The sequence below is a fragment of the Jatrophihabitans sp. genome (assembly GCA_036389035.1).
Lineage (GTDB): Bacteria > Actinomycetota > Actinomycetes > Mycobacteriales > Jatrophihabitantaceae > Jatrophihabitans_A.
The window spans coordinates 64,586-83,664 of the sequence record DASVQQ010000026.1 but is presented as its reverse complement, the minus strand read 5'-3'; the positions used below and the strand labels follow the sequence as shown (position 1 = coordinate 83,664).

Here is a 19,079-nt window from a genome sequence, read left to right as displayed (position 1 = left end):
AGCTGCGCGCCGAGGAGATTGACTGGACCTTCGGCACCGGGACGCCGGTGTTCGGCGCGGCGCAGGACCTGGCGCTGGTGATCTGCGGGCGCAGGTTGCCCGCCGGACGGCTGCGCGGCGGGCCGTGCTCGCGGTTCACCGCTGATAGGGCATGACGATCTGATTCAGGTAGGCCTTGCGAGCCCTATTGGAACCGCTCCCACACGCATATCGTGTTGCCGTTTTGCTCAAACACGTGCGCCATCCGGTACCCGTTCTCGAAGCGCTTGTTGGCCGCGTCCTGGAACTTGCCGACGTTGGTCGCTCCCTTGTTGACCTCGATCTCATAGTGCGGTCCATTCGGTGAGCCACCGCTGAAAGCGCCACCCATGCCTAACGCCATTGCCCGCCGCCCCTTCTGTCTGGAAGGCATCTGGATACCTCCGTCGTGCCAGCCAACCACGTTCTCGAGGTGGCGGCGTGACACCATGTCAGCGTGCCGCCCGCCGCTGAGAACGCCGTCGTCCCGCTGACCCTGGTGGTGGGGGACGAGGAGTACCTGGTCAGCCGCGCGCTGGAGGACCTGTGCAACGCGGTGATCGCCGAGGACCCCGACGTCGAGGTGCACGAGGCCGAGGCCGGCGTGGTGGAGCCGGCCGAGCTGCTGCAGCTGCTGAGCCCGTCGCTGTTCGGCGGCCGCCGGCTGGTGGTGTTGCGCTCGGCCCAGGACCTGCCCGCGGCCCGGGTGCAGACGATCGTGCCGCTGTTGCTGGACACCGACCCCGACACGACCGTGGTGGTGCAGCACCTGGGCGGCGCCAAGGGCAAGGCGGTGCTGGACGCCGTCCGCAAGGCCAAGCCGGCCGAGATCAGCTGCGCCAAGATGAGCCGGGCCGAGGACCGGCGGGCGTTCCTGCGCAACGAGGTGCGCCGGTTCCGCGGCCGGATCACCCCCGAGGCGGCCGCCGCGCTGATGGAGGCCGTCGGCAGCGACCTGCGCGAGATCTCGGCGGTGGCGGCCCAGCTGGTCGGCGACACCGGCGGGTCCATCGACGTCGACGCGGTGGCGGCCTACCACCGGGGCCGGGCCGAGGTCAGCGGCTTCGCGGTGGCCGACCAGGCGGTGATCGGCAACGTCGCCGGGGCGGTGACCAACCTGCGCTGGGCGCTGAACGTCGGGGTGCCGGCGGTGGTGATCGCCGACGCGCTGGCCGATGGGGTGCGAACGGTGGCCCGGGTCATGGGCGCCGGGCCGGGGGATCCGTTCCGGCTGGCCCCGGTGCTGGGCATGCCGCCGTGGAAGGTCAAGCGGGCCCGGTCCCAGGCCGGCGGGTGGACGGAGCCGGGGCTGCGGCACGCTTTGGGCGTGGTGGCCGCTTTGAACGCTGACGTCAAGGGCGCGGCGGCTGACCCGGCCTACGCGCTGGAGTCGGCGGTGCGGCGGATCGCCGCAGCCCGCGCCGAGCGCTGAGGTTGTGCGTCCGGTTCAGGCAGGCGCGCGACTTCGGGAGGCGTCCGAGGCACCCAGCGCCACTTGAGGCGGGCAGCACACAGCCCGCGTCCCGGCCTGAGCCGGTACGCGGGCTGTTGAGTTGAGCGGGCCGAACTAGAGCGAGCTGGCCTTGTGGGCCATCGCCGACTTCTTGTTGGCGGCCTGGTTGGAGTGGATGACGCCCTTGCTTACGGCCTTGTCCAGCTGCCGCGAGGCGTGCAGGAAGGCGGTGGTCGCCTTCTCCTTGTCGCCGGCGTCGGCGGCGGTGCGGAAGGACCGGATCGCGGTCTTCAGCGCGCTCTTGGTGCTCTTGTTGCGCAGCCGAGCCGCCTCGTTGGTGCGGATCCGCTTGATCTGGGACTTGATGTTCGCCACGAAGTTGCCTCAAATGCCGATCGTTGAAGTGGTGATGGTTCCGGCGCAGAGTGCCGGACAACCTCGCCAGATTACCAGTGCGCTCGGTCGGCCCCCAAATCAGCGCCCGAGCGGGCTTGGGCCAGCTGTGGCAGCCGAGCAAGCCCGCCAGCGGCGTGACCAGCTAGATCGAGGGGCGTGAGCGGACGGTCACCAGCTCGAAGCGGGTGTAGAGGAAGGTGCGGACCGCGTCGGGCTCGGAGAGCACGTCGGTGATCGGGCCGTCATCCTCGCCGTCGGCGCCGTAGGCCAGCGCGGTGCCGTCGGAGAAGTAGACCGGGCTGTCCACCGGGGCAATGTCGGTCAGCCGGACGACGACGTACCGGTCGCCGATCTCGGCGATCAGGCCGGCCGCGTCGGCGTCGTCGCCGGGGGTCTCGGCGGTGTGTACCGACAGCACCTCCTGCCAGTCGTCCTCACCGCCCGGGGCGGTGTTCACCAGGTCGCCGGCCAACAGGGCGGGGGCGGGGATGCGGTACTCAGCGACGGCGCGCGGGTCGGCGACGGCGCGCGGGTCAGCAACGGGATGGGTCATGGTGCACATCTTCGCATCCGCGCCCTGAGGCCCTCACGTCAGCCGAAAACCGGTCGATATCTAGAGCACAAGATCAACTCACTTCAGCCTTGGCCAACCTTTATCGCTAATGCTCCTTGTGCTGCCTGCGTTAGGTTTTTCGTGCCCTATTGGAGGCCTTCAGCAGGGCACGCGCTTCGCGGCCAAACATAGGGTCATCCACGAGTGACTCCAGCATCTGGCGACCCCTCTGACCGCCGACTCGCTTGATCGGACGGAGAAAGTGAATCCGTGTGTCACTGCGGGAGTCCTCCTGCAGCAGGGCGATCAGTTCCTCGAGGTGCTCCCTGGTCGCAGATGCCGCCAGCGCCACCGCAAGCCCCTCCTCTTCGCCACGCCCCTCAGCGGATAGATACAGCTCCCTGAAGGTCTCCCATGCGTAGGCCGCAGGCTTGACCGCCAGCGCGCTGCCGAGGCTCTCCATGACCCGGTCCGGATAGCCGCCCTTCTTCAAGTGCTCCAACAGAACGGGCAGTGCCTCCGGGTAGGGATCTGAGGTGTTCACCAGATCCCACACCGAGGAGACTTCGATTCCGACGCTGCGGAGATCTCGCACAATCGGCTGCTCGGCGATGCTCAGGTTCCGCGCTCGCCTTTCAAGTTCGGCTTCGAAGGCTTCAACCTCGGCACTGTACTTCGGATCCGTGCGTAGCTTCTCTTCTTGGAGCGCCATCAACTCATCGGCAGTAAGACCCTTTGATCGCTTCTTCGGTTCTGTCATGGGACCTTCGGGATCAACTTGATTCGGTTGGCCGGATCCCGAATCGCGTCAGCCAACGGGCCCGACAGCTTGGTGTCCTTCCGCACGTACAGGTCATACCGAAGCCCGTGGGCTCTCGCGTAGGCGATGCCGTCCTTCAATTGCTGAGTGTAGGACTGCCTAGCAACGTTCTTGACCTCGGATACCGCCTGGCTGTTCAGACCATCAAATATCCGAGTCCTGCCATTGACGACCCTCCTTGCCTTGGGACCGATGTTGAACTTGGCGTACACCGCAGCTTCCCCCGCCTGACCCCTGCGAACCGGACCTGCTCCTCCACCGCCACGCACACGTACGACGCCCTTCGCGGCGCCCTTCGCGGCGTGCTTCACAAGGGTCTTTGGAGCGGTGCCAATCGCCATCCCAGCCCGGCCGGTCATGTACATACGGGAGTTCGAGTCGACGGTCACCCTCGAGCCCGCCGCTTTCAGTGCCCATGCCGAGGCACCCTCTACCGTGAATTCATCGACTGCTCCGCCGATGCCGTTGATGATGTGTTGTTGCCATGGCTTGGGCGCCCGGCCGTCTGGGTCGATCTTGGTGAGCGGGTTGGAGTCGGCGTAGTTGTAGAGGTTGAGGAAGGTTGGGGCGGCGACGTCCGGCTCCGGCGAGTCGTCATTGCCCGGCAGCCTGGCGAGATTCTCGGCCAGGGCTGGATCGGTGCTGGGCCAGAGTCCGGTGCGGGGGTCGTAGTAGCGGGCGCCGAAGTAATAGAGCCCGGTCTCCTCGTCGAGTTCTTTGCCGGCGAACCGGTACGGGGTGCGTTGGGTGTTGCTCTTCTCCTCGATCCAGGCTTCGCCGGAGGGGAAGTACTCCAGATGCTCGTAGAGCTTGCCGTTGGCGTCGGTGACCGTGTTGGTGCTGGACAGCTGGTCGGGGTGGAAGTAGTAGCTGTCCTTTTCTCGGGCGTTGTCCTTGACCAGCTTTGACGCGACCCGGGTGGTGTCGATGAAGACGTGCTTGGTGCCGATCTGGCCGTTGCGCACGGTGAACCACTGGTTCACATACGCCGTCTCGCCCTGCGGTCCGCGTTTGATGACCCGTTGGCCGGCGTCGTCGTACTTGTACTTCTGCTCCTGGCCGTTGTCGAAGACGGACTGGATGCGGTTCTCCTCGTCCCAGATGATGGTGCGTTGTTGGCCGTTGGTGTCATCGGACCAGCCGATTTGGTTGCCGTTGGCGTCGTAGGCGTAGGTCTTGGTGCCGATGTGGGTCGGGGCGTGCGGCTGCGGGCCACCGTAGGCGTAGGCATAGTTGTAGGTCGTCTTGCCCTGCGTCACCGGGGTACCGGAGCCCTGAACAATGGTGTTGGTCTGGTTCTTGGTAGTGGTGTTGTGCAGGTTGTCGTAGCCGAGTGCGTAGGTGTAGTTGTTGGTCTTGCCGGGCGCGAACTGGTAACTACCAGCAGCGTCGGTGAGCCGGTCCAGGTCGTCATAGGTGAACGTTTGCGTGGAAGGCCCGCCGAAGTTGGGTGGGGACGGCACCTCGATGTTGTTGGTGACCGATTTGACGTTGCCGACCTTGTCGTAGGTGTAGGAGGCGTTCTGGAAGTTGCCCAGGTTCGTTCCGTTGGGTGAGAGCAGCGGTCCGGCCTGGGTGTTGCTGAGCCGGCGCATGACCGGGTCGAACGCGTAGGTGGTCTTGACGCCGTTACCGTCCTCGACGAAGGCCTTCTGGCCGAACTTGTCGTACTCGGCCCGATTGACATAGGCGTAGCTAAAACTGCCCTTGGCGCCGCTCGCGGCGCGGACCATGCCCCCGGAGTCATACCGGTAGGTCAGCGTCTCCCCGTCGGGGTAGGTCATCGACTGCTGCCGACCGAAGGTGTCGTACAGATAGGAGGTGGTGTAGGTCTTCGGGGAGCTGCCGGTGTCACCGATGACCGTCCTGATCTCCTTGGTGACCTCACCCAGCTTGCCGTAGAACCGGTCCTCGCTGCCGGCCTGATCGGTGACTCGGGTGATCCGACCGGCCCGGTTGTCACTGCCCCCCGGCGCGCCGTAGGCATAGGTCACGTTGTTGGCCGGGAAGCGCGGGTAAGTGATCGAGGTCAGCCGGTCGTAGTCGTACTTGTACTCGATCTGCTGACTGGTGGCGCGCAGGTTGGCCGTCACCTTGCTGATCGGGTTGGACGCCAGGTCGTAATTCGTCTGGGTCTTGCCGGTGTCGGGGTTGTCGATCACGGTGCGACGGCCGAGGTTGTCGAAACTTTGCTGGGTGGTGTTGTTGCTGTTGTCCTTGACCGTGGTCAGTTCACCCAGCGGGTTGTAGGCGTAGCTGGTCCAGATGGTCTGCTGCGTGCCGCCGGTCGGGGTGTGGTACTCCTTCAGGCTCACCAACTGCTCGCGGACGTTGCGGTAGTAGACCTTTTCATGGCCCATCCCGTCGATCACAGTCTGACCGAACTGGGTGGCGCCGGATCGATCGGTACCGAAGGCGTAGTCATAGTCGGTCTTGGTGCCGTCCGGGGAGTACACGTGCTCCAGCCGATTCAGGGCGTCATAGCCGAAATTCGTGTACTTCACGGTGTCGTAGTTGGTGTTGAAGACGCCGGGCGTACCCAGCGGCTCGGTCACGGGGTAGTGCACGTGGTTCTGGCGACCGAGCGCGTCGAGGGTGACCTTCCCGCTGACTGTCATCACGTCCCGTGCGGCGCTGGCCGTGCCGGTGTAGACAGTGGCGTCCTTCTTGGTCTGGATCTGCCGCCCCAGTCCGTCGACGAACACGACCGTGTCGAGGGTGTCGCTGGCGCTGCGGAACTTGTCCAGGTGCCGGGTGATCGCCCACGGGTCCGCAGCCTCGGGGTGGTACTCGAACCGGATCGTCGGCGTGCCGCTGCCCTGCTCGTACGGACCGGTGAAAGTGGTGGGTCGCCCGAACTCGTCGTAGACGTAGGTGGTGGCGTTGTTATTGACGTCGACCTGGGTCAGCACAGAGCCGAACCGCAGGTCATGCGTGGCGGTCGAGGTCAGCCCGAAGTTGTCGGTGATCTTCGTGACCCGGGTGCTGGTGGGCGTGTCGTACTCGTAGCTCAGCCAGCCACGCTGCCCGGCCGCATTGGGCGGATCGGTGACCTTGAGCAGGTTTCCGTCGCCGGTGTAGTCGATATCGGTAACGGCCGCGCTGCCATCAGCCAGATACTGGCGCACCTGAGTGACGTCACCGGTGACGCAGTTAACCGTGGACTCGCGGCGGCGCATGAGCGTGCCGCCGCCGTTGACGGTGATCGAGTTGGCGATCCGCACACCGGTGGTCGGGCACGAGGTGTAGCCGATTGTCGCGACCACGTCATCGGCCGTACCGGTGTCGCCGTAGTCGGTGTTGGTGTCGATGTCGCCGAAGGTGTCGTAGTGATTGACGGTGTAGGTGGTCTTGCGTGGTGTGGTGTGCACCTCGTGGAATCGCTCGTCGGTGCGGGTCAGCATCGGGAAGACCGTCGCGGTTGTGCTTGAGCTGTCGGCCGGTTCGGCCCCGGTCGCGACGTCACGCAGCACGTAGGTGTTCTCCGTGTCGGTGCGCACCTTTCCGCCACTGGCGTAGAGCCGTTCCCTGGCCAGCAGTCCGTGGGTGTAGAAGCTGTCGACGCGGAAGTCCTGCACGGTGCTGCGGTAGACGGCGTCGCCGTACTCGGTGTCCAGCTGCTGAGCCTTGACCTGGGCGTAGCCGTAGAACTCCCGCTCCAGGCGGCTGTAGACCCCGCCGGAGTAGGAGTACTCCGTTACCTGAGTGTCCGCGCCGTCACCGGCGTGCCCGTCGTTGACGCTGACCTTGGTCAGAGTCCAGCGTGAGGTGGGGTTGGCGGTGATGTTGCCATCGCGGGTGTATTCCATGCTGAACGAGGCGCCCAGCGGACGTGACACGGACTTGAGCAGGTTGGTGCGCCCGGTTCGGTTGCGGGCGACTTTGAGCTGGCCGTCGTCGGAGCTGGCCAGGTGGTCGGCGTAGCCGTCGCCGTCGACGTCGCGCAGGCTGGCCTCATCGCGGGCCATCGACTGATCGGTGTCCGCTCCAGGATTGAGGATCAGGAAGCACTGTGCCCCGCACAGCGGGAACCCGACCGTGAAGTAGGCGCCCGCGCCGAGCCCGGTGCTGCCGGAGCAGAGCCGGGCGTGGTCCCAATCCAGGTCGGCTTGCCCGACGCTGGTGTCGTCGGCGCACGCGCCGTTAAGGGCACCGGCCCAGGCCACCGGGGCGGTGAAGCCGTTGCCGGTGTTGAGGCCCACCTGCATCCCGCCGCTGCCGCCGGGCAGCACCCGGTCCAGCAGGCCGTCACCGTTGACGTCGTCGAGCGTCTCCTTGGTGAGGGACTTGTTCTTGGTCAGCGAGACCCCGCCGGCGAAGTCGTACAGGCCGGTGTTGAAGCCCAGGGTCGCCCCGATCGTGCCATTCTCACTCGCCCCGTCGTTGATGACCGCCGTGCCCCACGGCTCGGCCGCCGCGAAGCCGTAGCCGAGGTTGAGCGCCACCATCAACTGCGCGCCGTCACGGCTGACCACATCGGGCAGCCCATCGCCGTTGACGTCGAGCAGGTCGTGCTTGGGTTTGGAGGTGCCCCAGCCCAGCCCGGCGTTGAGGCCGAGCGACACCATCTGGCTGCCGGTCTTATTGCCGCGCACCGGCCCGGAGTTGGAGGTGTCGACCTCGCCGCGGCCGTTGGCCGCGAAATGCGCCGGGCTGCCGCCCACACCCACATTGACCGCCGAGGCGTCGCTGTTGCGCGGGGTGCCCAATCCGGGCACCGACTTGCTGCTCGCGTCCAGCCCACCAATAGCGGTGCTGTATTGCACCTTGCCGTTGCTGACAATGTCGGGAAACCGGTCACCGTTCAGATCCAGGAAGTCCACGTCGCTGGCGCTGCTGCCATCTGATGTCGAACCAGAGAAGTACGACACCTCGCCTCCCACCCCGTCCTGCGTGGTGTGGCTCAGCCGCGACACCGCCCGCGCGCCGGCCACATCACTGGCCGTCGGCACGCCGATGCTGTCCATGCCCTGCCGGGAGCTGCTCAATGTCGACGCCTTCACCCACGCCGAGCCGTCAGCACCCCGCCAGGAACCTTCCTCTGAAGACGGGTAGAACGGATGCGCCTTCGCGGTTCGCGGGTCATAGGTCGAGCTGGAGCTGAACGCCTGGCTCAGATCGGCCTCGGCGACCGGGCTGGCGCCCCGAGCCCCGGCGCCGTTGTAACCGACATAGGTCCACCCGCGATAGGGCGCCGCCAGCAAGCCCCAATTGGCCCCCTGGTGCCACATGATGTCCACACCGACCGCCGTCATTCCCGGTCGCGTGACTAGCACGTACTCCGACGTGATCTTGGACCTGAGGGTGGGGTCAGCTAGGGATCCGTGGAAGTACAGTTGGTCGCCGCTGACGACGTCTACCGAGAGCGCGCCGGTACCGCTGACGACGCCGTTGGTGATGGTGATGGTGCTCTTGGCCACGAGCGCGCCGCGACGCTTGACGGTGAAGGTTGCCGTGCCGTTGGTGCCGGACGTCACGTTGATGACGGGCTTGATGGAGACGGTCTCGGTCGCGGGCGCCGTCCATTGCGCCACCTCGGGTGAGGTGGAGTTCTTGACCGGGTAGGTGTCGATGTCGTAGGGCGGGTGCAGCTGGATCAATGGGTTGCCAGCGTCGTCGCTCACCTTGCTGACGTCCGGCGAGCTGAGATAGTAAAGCGTCGGCGCCCAGGACAGCTTGCTCACGTTGATCGGTGAGTCCACTTTCACGCGCAAGGCGATGGTGTCGCCCTTGGCGACGGTGGTATCCGTCTGGACGGGGATGTCACCGGTTGCTGTACCGGCCATGGACTGGCTGGTGATCACCTGGCCGTTCTTCGTCACCTCCACGGCTATGTCGTCGCTGGTGGCGCCGAGCTTGTGCAGGTTGCCGGTGAGCCGGACGGTGCCGTTCAGCGGTGCCTGGACGGAGGTGCCGCGCCGGCCGGCCAGGGTGAAGTCCGGGGAAGCCTGGTAGCGGTAAAGGTCCATCCCGTTGGCGTCGAGGGCCGCCGGCTTGGCGACGCCCGACGATACATACTGGATGACGGGGTCCCAGGAGACCTGGTCATAGGCGCCATCGGAGCGAGACCCGACCCGGAAGTACAGCCGATCGCCCTTGGCGACCGCGAAAGCGCTGACCCCGGCCGGTGTCTTTGCGGCGTAGTCACTCGCGCCGATGACGGTGGACCACAGCTCGGTGCCGTTCTTCTGGACCGCGACCCTGACGCCGTCGGCGCCGGTGTAGGCGGCGCGATCGGGGCTGGTGTCCTGTACGAGTGTGACGGCGCCGGTGATCTGCACGGTGCCGGCGAGAGGCGCCGTCCACCGGCGGAGCACGTCGACGGGTGGGTTGTTGGTGTCCTGCTGATCGCGATTGGCGGTGTAGTCCTGGACCAGGTTGTTGGTGTCGAGGATTCCGGAGCCGATTGGAACCGGGGTGTCGTTGCTGTTGGCGGTGAAGGTGGGCACCCCGTTGGTGTCGAGGTGGTTGAACAACACGGTCCCGTCGTGGACGAGGTCGGTGAGCCCGTCGCCGTTGACGTCGCTGAAGTAGGTGGTGCTCTTGGTGAAGGTCTCGGCGTGGTTGGCGAAGGCGTTGACGGTCAGGTAGACCTCGGCGCCGAAGGAGGTGGTGTCGGCGGATTCCTTGGCGATGCCTGGCAAGGTGGGGGTGGCGACGGGCGCGCCGAAGTCGGTGGTGCCGTCCGGGCCGGAGGTGTTGAACCGGATGGAAATGCCGCCGCTGGTCTTGAACACCTTGTCCGGCAGGTCGTCGCCGTTGAGGTCGACCAGGGCGAGCTTGCCGTCGGTGCTGCTGCGGGTGAACCCCACCTTCGCGCCGGCGCTGCCGAACTTGCTGGGCTTGGTGGCGTTGAACCCGGCGTACATGTGCCCGCCGACGCTGGTGCTCAGCGATCCGGAGATGGCGCTGGCCTGGCCGCGCCCGAGCAGTCCGCCGGTGACGCCATCGGCGCCGACGGTCCAGTCCACCGGGGCGGCGTACGCGTCGTAGCCGCCGGTCGCGTTGCGGATGTCGTCGTAGTAGCTGAACGTGTGCGTGCCCAGTGAGGTGCCGTTGGCGCCTCGTTGGGTGACCGAGGCCAGCAGCTTCTTGCCGAACGCGCCGTTCTGGTAGGCCAGGTCATAGGAGCGCACCGGGGCGTCGTTGAACGCGACCTCTACGCGGGCCAGCAGTTCGGCGGTGACCATCTTGAACCCGCCGCGTGCGTCGATGACCACGTCGGAGCGGCGGGTGTAGTTCGCGAGTTCGCTGTCGCGCACGAACTTCACGGTGTACGGGCCCGCCGTGCTGCCCTTGCGGGTGTAGTCGATGGTGCGCAGGTACAGCTGCCGGCCCTGCACGGTGCCGCCGGCCACGCCGACGTCGGACACGGTCTGGTAGTCGTAGCGCACCGCGTTGCCGTGCAGGTCACGGGTCTCGCGCAGCGCCCACCGGTAGATGTTTCCGGCGTCGTCGGCCAGCCGGGCAGCGGCCATCGGACCGGACACCGGGTCACCGCCGAAGAAGGACCGGGCGCCGCTCTTGTCGGTGACCTCCCACCAGTAGTTCGCGGGCGTGCTGCCGTGCCGGACGATCGTGTCGAACGCACCCTCGACCCGGGACTGGAACACCTTCTCCGCGGTGCGCGGCACCGCCGGGCCCCGGTTCGCCACCGGAGTCAACTGGCCCTGGCCGACCAGATAAGTCTCGGTCTCGTTCGCCGCGTCATAGCGGGGCACGCCCCACCGGGTGTCGATCGAGACGGCCGGCACCGACAGGTCCCAACCCACCCCGAGCCAGCCATTGCCCGCGGCGGAGGAGTAGCCCAGCCCCAGCTGCGGCGCCATGCCCTGCCGGCCCTCGGGCAGGCCGATGGGGTAGGAGATCCGCGCGTCGCCCTCGTTGTTGCCCGTGGGCGGGTCGATGATGCCGACCCCGGCCGACGGGTCACCGGCCTTGAGGTCTTTGATGCTGGTCGGGTTCAGGTTCACGTTCTCGGGGTGATCGGGCACCGTCACCGTCGCGGCGATCATGTCGGTGAAGTGGTCAGACAGCGCCTCCACCTGGTCCGCGGCCTGGTCCAGGGTGTCGCGCTGCAACGCCACCCACTGCAGTTGGGCGGTGTCGTAGTAGTAGAGCTGCACGTCCTGCTCGGACAGCCCGGCCGGGATCAGCGCGTCGTCATAGGGCACGGTGATGTGCAGGTCGGCGTCGAAGGTCATGTGCGGGGTGAACCGGTAGCCGTCCCGAAGGCCCTCGGTCACATTCGTCATGCCTGAGTCCAGCGGCGGCAGCTGCGAGGCGCACAGCGAGTCGGCTGTGATCGCTGTCGGCGCGTCGACCGCGGTCGGCGGCACCTCCACCGTGCTGCCGTCCTGCTGGATCATCGTGGTCTGACCCGGATCGGCCGTGGTGGTGCTCGGCGGCGGCAGCGAGGTGTCGGTGCAGGCCGGATCGGTTGCCAGGGCTGCCGTCGGGGCTCCGGGAAGCCCGATCGGCGCCACCACCGTGAACAGTGAGACGGCCATGACCAGGGCGGTGGATCCGCTGATCCATCGCGTCCGACGAGAAATAGGCACGCGGCGCGATACGCCCATGACGCCCCCTCAGGCAGCTGAACCGGGCAGTCCAGCCCTGGCCGACTGAAGGCGCCGAAGGCGAGTTCGAGGGCATGAGACAGGAGGTGTTGGCGGGCTTATCTGCCGCTAACACCCATGTGACCGATGTGAGTTTCAGGACCATAGCAGTGAGCCAAGTCACATCACAAGGGATGAATCACGTAATCGGTAGGAGGTCTACGCATGGGCGCAAGCGGCACCATAAGCGCGTAACACCGCTTGGCGTAGGCGAAGTCGGGTTACCTGATCGCCGGTGAAGGGACGTCCCGGCAGCCCAGGGTCGGCGACGTGACCAGAGTCAGGAGCGTCAGCCTTCCGCGACGACTTTGGCGTATCTCTCGCGTGCTGCCAGGTCGCCGTATTTCACCGCGATAGGGTGAGGTTCAGCTGATGCGAGCTTGGCTGCGAACTGATCGAGGGTGGCGCCGTTCACCTCGTCGAATCCCGCGCCCGGACTGCTGTCTCCACCGCGACGCTCACCTGCGCCAGCGAGTTCTCCGTCGAAGGGGATGATCGCGGCCGTGCCGAGGATGGTCCAACCAGGCGCCACGCCGCTTGAGGTGAACGTGGCGACGTATTTATGGCCAACCTCTAGTCGTGAACCGTCGCGGTCAGCCATCGGCTGCCGCTTGCCATCGGAAACGATCCAGCCCCAGGCGCCTGTTTTCAGCGTTTCAGGAAGAACCATGTTCGGCTTTCGCTGCCACAGCGTCTGAAGGACTGTCACGTCGATGATGCGATTGACCAGGCCCTCGCCGGTTGTCTGCACGGCCTCCGACTCGGGCTCGGCCGTCTCGCCGTCGACACGCATGTAAGCAGTCACATCGCCGTAGCTGACCCAGTCCTGCACCGTGCTGCTCGGATAGGCGACGCTTGAAGAGGCATCGGTGCGAACTCCGTCCGAGGGCGCGCGAGTGCACCCTGCGGCGAGCGCGCCAATGATGAGGGTCGAGCCAGCCAGCGCCCATAAGCGTGGACTTCTCATTGCCTCAGCCGCCTCATCAGTAAGCCGCGTTCACGTTTGTCAACATTGTGGGGCAGGCTGGACGCTACCGCCTGGAGCCCAGCGTGACCCCTGGAGCCCAGCGGGTAACGCCGAGGGTGCCGGTCGGCGATGAGGTCATGGGAGAATGGACCCGTCAGCGTTGATCCGGGCAGCACGCGGAGCACGCGGCACACCGCCCTACGCAGTCGCCCACCGAAGTAGAACCGCGAAGAAAGCAGCCCGTGCCCGCAATCCCGAGTCCGCCTGGCGACACCCCGCCCGCGCGCATCCGCAACTTCTCGATCATCGCCCATATCGACCACGGCAAGTCGACGCTGGCCGATCAGATGCTGCGGCTGACCGGTGTGCTGGACCCGCGGCAGGCCAAGGCCCAGTACCTGGACCGGATGGACATCGAGCGCGAGCGCGGCATCACCATCAAGGCCCAGAACGTCCGGATGCCCTGGCAGTCCCGCCTGGACGGCGTCGACTACACCCTGCACATGATCGACACCCCCGGCCACGTCGACTTCACCTACGAGGTGAGCCGCAGCCTGGCCGCCTGCGAGGGCGCGGTGCTGCTGGTCGACGCCGCCCAGGGCATCGAGGCCCAGACGCTGGCCAACCTGTACCTGGCGCTGGAGAACGACCTGCAGATCATCCCGGTGCTGAACAAGATCGACCTGCCGGCCGCCCAGCCCGACCTCTACGCCGCCGAGATCGCCCACATCATCGGGTGTGACCCCGACGACGTGCTGCGGGTCTCGGCCAAGACCGGCCAGGGCGTCGAGGAGTTGCTCGACGTGATCTGCCGCCAGGTGCCGGCCCCGGTGGGCGACGCCGACGCCCATCCCCGGGCGATGATCTTCGACTCGGTCTATGACATCTACCGGGGCGTGATCACCTACGTCCGGGTGATCGACGGCCACATAAGCCCGCGCCAGAAGATCAAGATGATGTCCACCGGCGCCACCCACGAGCTGCTCGAGGTCGGCGTCATCTCACCCGAGCCGGTGGTGTCCAAGGGCCTGGGCGTAGGCGAGGTCGGCTACCTGATCACCGGGGTGAAGGACGTCCGGCAGTCCAAGGTCGGTGACACCGTGACCGACGCGGTCAAGCCCGCGAAAGAGGCGCTCGGCGGCTACCGCGACCCGAACCCGATGGTGTACTCCGGGCTGTTCCCGATCGACGGCTCGGACTTTCCGCTGCTGCGCGACGCCCTGGACCGGCTGCGGCTCAACGACGCCGCGCTGGTCTACGAGCCCGAGTCCTCCGGCGCGCTCGGCTTCGGCTTCCGGTGCGGCTTTCTCGGCCTGCTGCACCTGGAGATCACCCGGGACCGCCTGGAGCGGGAGTTCGGCCTGGAGCTGATCTCGACCGCGCCCAACGTGGTCAACCGGGTGATCCTGGAGGACGGCCGCGAGTTCGTGGTCACCAACCCCTCGGACTGGCCGTCCGGGCAGAAGATCTCCGACGTCTACGAGCCGATCGTCAAGTCGATGATCATCGCTCCGAGCGAGTACATCGGCGCGATCATGGAGCTGTGCCAGGGCCGGCGCGGCACCCTGCTGGGCCTGGACTACCTGTCCGAGACCCGGGTCGAGCTGCGCTACACGCTGCCGCTGGGCGAGATCATCTTCGACTTCTTCGACGCGCTGAAGTCACGCACCCGCGGCTACGCCAGCCTGGACTACGAGGCGGCCGGCGAGCAGACCGCCGACCTGGTCAAGGTCGACATCCTGCTGCAGGGCGAGCCGGTGGACGCGTTCTCGGCGATCGTGCACAAGGACAAGGCCTACGCCTACGGCGTGATGATGACGACCAAGCTGCGCGAGCTGATCCCGCGCCAGCAGTTCGAGGTGCCGATCCAGGCCGCGATCGGCGCCCGGGTGATCGCGCGGGAGAGCATCCGGGCGATCCGCAAGGACGTGCTGGCCAAGTGCTACGGCGGTGACATCACCCGCAAGCGCAAACTGCTGGAGAAGCAGAAGGAAGGCAAGAAGCGGATGAAGATGGTCGGGCGGGTCGAGGTGCCCCAGGAGGCCTTCATCGCCGCGCTGTCCACCACCGAGTCACCGGACTCCGGCAAGCGCTGACGCGCGCTGGATTGCTCGTCCGAGATCCGCCTGCGGCTTGTCAGCGGGGTGGCGTAGCGTCCCTGGACGAGACGGATCGAGCCGAGCGCCAAAGGGGGATGCGTCCCGTCATGACCGCACGAGAAGAGGCCTACACCGCCGCCCTGCAGGCCGCGGTGACTCACGCGCGACGCTGGCTCGCCTCGATGCCGGACCGGCCGATCCCGCCGCGGCGGGGCGCCGACGAACTGGTCAAGGCCTTCGGCGAGACCATCCCGGGCGGCCCGAGCGATCCGGCCGCGGCCGTCGACCTGCTGGCCGAGGGCGTCGAGGACGGCCTGATGGCGATGCCCTCCGGCCGGTTCTTCGGCTGGGTGATCGGCGGGACGCTGCCGGCCGCGCTGGCCGCCGACTGGCTGGTCAGCGCCTGGGACCAGAACGCCGGCATGCGAGGCCCGACCCCGGGCGTGGTGGCCGCCGAGGAGGCGGCCGCTCGCTGGCTGCTGGAGCTGCTCGGCCTGCCACCGGCAAGTGCCGTGGGCTTCGTGACCGGCGCGACGATGGCCAATTTCAGCTGCCTGGCGGCCGCGCGCGAGCAAGTGCTGGCCGGAGTGGGCTGGGATGTCAACGAGCGGGGGCTGAACGGGGCACCGCTGATCACGGTGCTGGTCGGCGCCGAGCGGCACGTGACGGTCGATGTGGCGCTGCGCTACCTGGGACTGGGCGCGCCGACGGTGGTGCCGGCCGATGACCAGGGCCGGATCCGCGCCGATCTGCTGGCCGAGCACCTCGATCGCCAGCCCAGCGGGCCGGCGATCCTGTGCCTGCAGGCCGGCAACCTGCACTCCGGAGCCTTCGACCCGTTCGCCGAGGCCATCGCCGTCGCTCACCAGCACGGCGCCTGGGTGCACATCGACGGCGCGTTCGGGCTGTGGGCCGCCGCCAGCCCGACCCACCGGCACCTGGTCACCGGTTACCAGGACGCCGACTCGTGGGGCACCGACGCGCACAAGACGCTCAACGTGCCCTTCGACTGCGGCGTCGCGATCGTGACCAGGCCGGCGCCGATGCGCCGCGCCTTCGGCATCGCCGCCGACTACCTGGTGCCCGACGCCGCCGGCGACCCGCTGGACCGGGCCCCGGAGATGTCCCGGCGGGCCCGGGGCGTGCCGGTGTGGGCGGCGCTGCAGTCGCTCGGCAGGTCAGGTCTGGCCGGCCTGGTGGACGGGCTGGTCTCCCACGCCCAGGCGATCGCGGCCGGCATCGCCGAGCTGGACGGCGTCGAGGTGCTCAACGACGTGGTGTTCACCCAGGTCTGCTTCTCCGTCGGGGACGAGGAGCGCACCCGTGCGGTCATGAACCACCTGCTCGCCGAGGGAGTCACCTGGATGTCGGGCTCGCGCTGGGCCGGCCGGCAGATCATCCGGGTCTCGGTCAGCAACTGGTCCACCGACGAGCAGGACGTCGAGCTGTCCCTGGCGGCCGTCCGGCGCGCTGTCGAGGCGACCGGCTAGCTGACCGGGTTAGCCGGGCGACCGGCTAGCGGAGCGGCGGGCTGGCTGAGGCGACCGACCGGTTAGCGGAGGCCGGCGAACAGGTCGTCCTCGGGCAGCGGCGCGCCGGTGGTGTCGTGCACCCGGACGAAGGTCTCGACACCCATCAGGCTGGCGAAATTCTCCCGGCCCATCCGCAAAAAGAAGATGCTCTCGTCCTGGCTGGCGTGCGCGGCCAGCGCGTCGTACTTCTGGTCGCTGAACTCGTTGGTGTCGACCCAGGTGGTGATCTGCTCGTCGGGCAGGCCGATCTCCGGCGTCTCGCCGTCCGGCTCGTCCCAGTCCGCGCCGAGCTCGAGCATGATCCGGCGGAGCTCCTGCATCCCCGATTGGGGAGCAGTGGTCCAGTAGACCTTGGCCGGCAGCCCGGTCTCGGCCACCGCGGCCATGGTGATCCGGTGCGCCTGGATGTGGTCGGGATGGCCGTAGAAGCCGTTCTCGTCGTAGCTGACCACCACATCGGGCTGGTAGCGCCGCATCAGCTCCGCCAGCCGTGCTGCCGCCTCGCTCACCGGGGTGCTCCAGAACGAGCCGGGCGCGCTGTTCTGGGGCCAGTCGATCATTCCGGAGTCGGCGTACTCCAGCAGCTCCAGGTGGCTCACGCCCAGCACCGCGCAGCTCTTCTCCAGCTCACCGCGGCGCATCTCGGCCACCGCCTCGGGGTCGTGGCCGGGATCGCCGGGCTTGACCCCGCCCGGGCCGTCCCCGCACCGGCCGTCGGTGCAGGTGACCAGCACGGTCCGGATGCCTTCTGCCGCGGCCTTGGCCAGCACGCCACCGGTGCCGGTCGCCTCGTCGTCCGGATGGGCGTGCACAGCCATGAGCGTCAAGCGCCGATCAGTCATGCCGCCACCCTAACGTCGCGTCAGTACCGCAGTAGCGGGTGCACGTGCTGAACCCAGCTGCGGACCTCGGCCACGTCGCGGGCAGCCCGGCTGAAATCGGCTCGACCGCATTGCGACAATCAGCGGCGTGGACAACGACTACCGCGCACTGAACCTGGCCAACTGGAACGAACGGGCGCCGGCGCACGCAGCCTCACCCGGCTACGCGCTGCAGCGCTTTCGCGACGATCCGAACTTCCTGTCCAAGGTGGTGCGCTTCGACCAGCCACGCCTGGGCGACATCAGCGGACTGCGCGGCCTGCACCTGCAGTGCCACATCGGCACCGACACCCTGTCGCTGCACCGGTTGGGCGCGCGGATGAGCGGGCTGGACTTCTCCGGCCCGGCGCTGGACGAAGCCCGCCAGCTGGCCGACTCGGTCGGCGCCGACATCAACTACGTGCAGGCCGACGCCTACGAGGCCCTCGATCGGTTCGGCGCCCAGCAGTTCGACCTGCTCTACACCGGGGTGGGCGCGCTGTGCTGGCTGCCCGACATCGCCCGCTGGGGCCGGCTGGTCGCCGACCTGCTCGCGCCCGGCGGCCGGCTGTTCATCCGGGAGGGGCATCCGGCGCTGTGGGCGATCGACGATCTTCGCGAGGATCACCTGCTGGCGGCGCACTACCCGTACTTCGAGACCGAGAAGCCGGTGGTGTTCGAGGAGGAGGGCACCTACGTCGAGACCGAAGTCGCCTTCGCCAACAACAGCAGCGCCAGCTGGAACCACGGAATCGGCGAGATCATCACCGCGGTGCTGGACGCCGGGCTGCGGCTCACCCAGTTCGTCGAGCATCAATCGGTGCCGTGGGAGGCGCTGCCCGGCGCGATGGTCCGCGGCGAGGATGAGGAGTGGCGGCTGATCGAGGGGCCCGAGCGGCTGCCGCTGACCTACACCCTGCAAGCGGTCAAGGACTGAGGCCTGCTCAGGTGAGCAGTGGCTGGACCTCGTGTCCGGCGAAGCGCGCGAACTCGACCAGGGGCGGCGCGTTCTCGCCGACCGAGTGCAGCGCGACCGTGGTGGCGCCTGCCTCGACGAACCGGCTGACCTGGCCGGCGAGGTCGCGGGCCGCCGGCCGGTCGGTGACCGGCACGAAGACGATCACTTCGGGCGAGCCATCCCGGCCCGCGGCTGACCGGCCGGCTCGCACCTGACCCACCGCCTCGGGCAGCTGTTCGGCGGTGGTCTCACCGGTCAGGATCACCCCGTCGCCGACCGCGCCGGCCAGTGTCAGGGTTCGCGGCCCGATTGCGCCCACCAACACTGGCGGCACCGCCTGCGGCGGCCAGGCGAGGCCGACCGCGTCGAGCGTCACGTACCGTCCGGACGTCGAGACCGTCTGCCCGTGCAGCAGCTTCCGAAGCGCCGTGGCGTACTCGGTCAGCAGGGTCATCGGCGAGGGCACCCGCGCCCCGACCTGATCCATCCAGTCCAGCACGCCGTGCCCGACGCCGGGAACCAGCCGGTCGGGGAACAGCCTGGCCAGCGTCGCCAGCTCCATCGCGGTCAGTGCCACGTTGCGCAGCGGGACCGGCAGCAGGCCGATGCCGACCCGCAGCCGCTCGGTCCAGGCCAGCACGGCCGCCGCGGTGGCGATGCCGCTCTCGGCGAAGCAGTCCTCCCACAGCCACAGCTCGGCGAGCCCGGACTGCTCGGCGGCCAGTGCCACCGGTCGCAACTGCTCCGGCGCGAGGTCGGGTGGAAAGATGACGCCCAGGTTCACCATGGCGGGCAGTATCTCAAG

General features: G+C 67.7%; 12 protein-coding genes. 4 read left to right on the top strand and 8 right to left on the bottom strand.

The window, feature by feature from the left end; all coding sequences use genetic code 11:
- Positions 1–184: 184 nt before the first annotated feature.
- Positions 185–466 (bottom strand): hypothetical protein, encoded by a 282-nt coding sequence (locus tag VF557_15570; GenBank protein HEX8081629.1) that lies wholly within the window; start codon positions 464–466, stop codon positions 185–187.
- A 9-nt stretch (positions 467–475) separates the two neighbouring features.
- Here VF557_15570 and VF557_15565 point away from each other — a divergent pair, with 9 nt between their 5' ends.
- Positions 476–1,450 (top strand): DNA polymerase III subunit delta, encoded by a 975-nt coding sequence (locus VF557_15565; protein ID HEX8081628.1) that lies wholly within the window; start codon positions 476–478, stop codon positions 1,448–1,450.
- 135 nt (positions 1,451–1,585) lie between these two features.
- On the opposite strand, the gene rpsT is transcribed toward VF557_15565, so the two are convergent.
- The 5 genes from rpsT to VF557_15540 form a co-directional block, all read right to left on the bottom strand.
- Complete coding sequence (gene rpsT / locus VF557_15560) at positions 1,586–1,846, bottom strand: 30S ribosomal protein S20 (protein ID HEX8081627.1); 261 nt, start codon at positions 1,844–1,846, stop codon at positions 1,586–1,588.
- Positions 1,847–2,009: 163 nt separating this feature from the next.
- Positions 2,010–2,420 carry a hypothetical protein gene (locus VF557_15555; GenBank protein ID HEX8081626.1) on the bottom strand — a complete coding sequence of 137 codons (411 nt, stop codon included), beginning with the start codon at positions 2,418–2,420 and terminating at the stop codon, positions 2,010–2,012.
- A gap of 130 nt (positions 2,421–2,550) precedes the next feature.
- Positions 2,551–3,180, bottom strand: coding sequence for a hypothetical protein (locus tag VF557_15550; GenBank protein HEX8081625.1), 630 nt, complete (start codon positions 3,178–3,180; stop codon positions 2,551–2,553).
- Complete coding sequence (locus tag VF557_15545; protein ID HEX8081624.1) at positions 3,177–11,750, bottom strand: SpvB/TcaC N-terminal domain-containing protein; 8,574 nt, start codon at positions 11,748–11,750, stop codon at positions 3,177–3,179. The genes VF557_15550 and VF557_15545 overlap by 4 nt, the downstream gene beginning before the upstream one ends.
- A 397-nt stretch (positions 11,751–12,147) precedes the next feature.
- Positions 12,148–12,825, bottom strand: coding sequence for a hypothetical protein (locus VF557_15540; protein ID HEX8081623.1), 678 nt, complete (start codon positions 12,823–12,825; stop codon positions 12,148–12,150).
- Positions 12,826–13,076: 251 nt separating this feature from the next.
- Between VF557_15540 and lepA the strand changes: the two genes are divergently transcribed.
- Both lepA and VF557_15530 read left to right on the top strand, forming a co-directional pair.
- Positions 13,077–14,921, top strand: a complete 1,845-nt coding sequence (gene lepA / locus VF557_15535) for a translation elongation factor 4 (GenBank protein ID HEX8081622.1) — start codon at positions 13,077–13,079, stop codon at positions 14,919–14,921.
- Positions 14,922–15,031: 110 nt separating this feature from the next.
- Complete coding sequence (locus tag VF557_15530) at positions 15,032–16,414, top strand: aminotransferase class V-fold PLP-dependent enzyme (GenBank protein HEX8081621.1); 1,383 nt, start codon at positions 15,032–15,034, stop codon at positions 16,412–16,414.
- A gap of 62 nt (positions 16,415–16,476) precedes the next feature.
- On the opposite strand, the gene VF557_15525 is transcribed toward VF557_15530, so the two are convergent.
- On the bottom strand, positions 16,477–17,298 hold the full coding sequence (locus VF557_15525; GenBank protein ID HEX8081620.1) for a PIG-L family deacetylase: 822 nt from the start codon (positions 17,296–17,298) through the stop codon (positions 16,477–16,479).
- Between the two features lie 127 nt (positions 17,299–17,425).
- Here VF557_15525 and VF557_15520 point away from each other — a divergent pair, with 127 nt between their 5' ends.
- Positions 17,426–18,253, top strand: coding sequence for a class I SAM-dependent methyltransferase (locus VF557_15520; protein HEX8081619.1), 828 nt, complete (start codon positions 17,426–17,428; stop codon positions 18,251–18,253).
- A 7-nt stretch (positions 18,254–18,260) separates the two neighbouring features.
- Here the strand turns inward: VF557_15520 and VF557_15515 are convergent, their stop codons facing one another.
- Positions 18,261–19,061, bottom strand: coding sequence for an LLM class flavin-dependent oxidoreductase (locus VF557_15515; GenBank protein ID HEX8081618.1), 801 nt, complete (start codon positions 19,059–19,061; stop codon positions 18,261–18,263).
- Positions 19,062–19,079 lie beyond the last annotated feature (18 nt).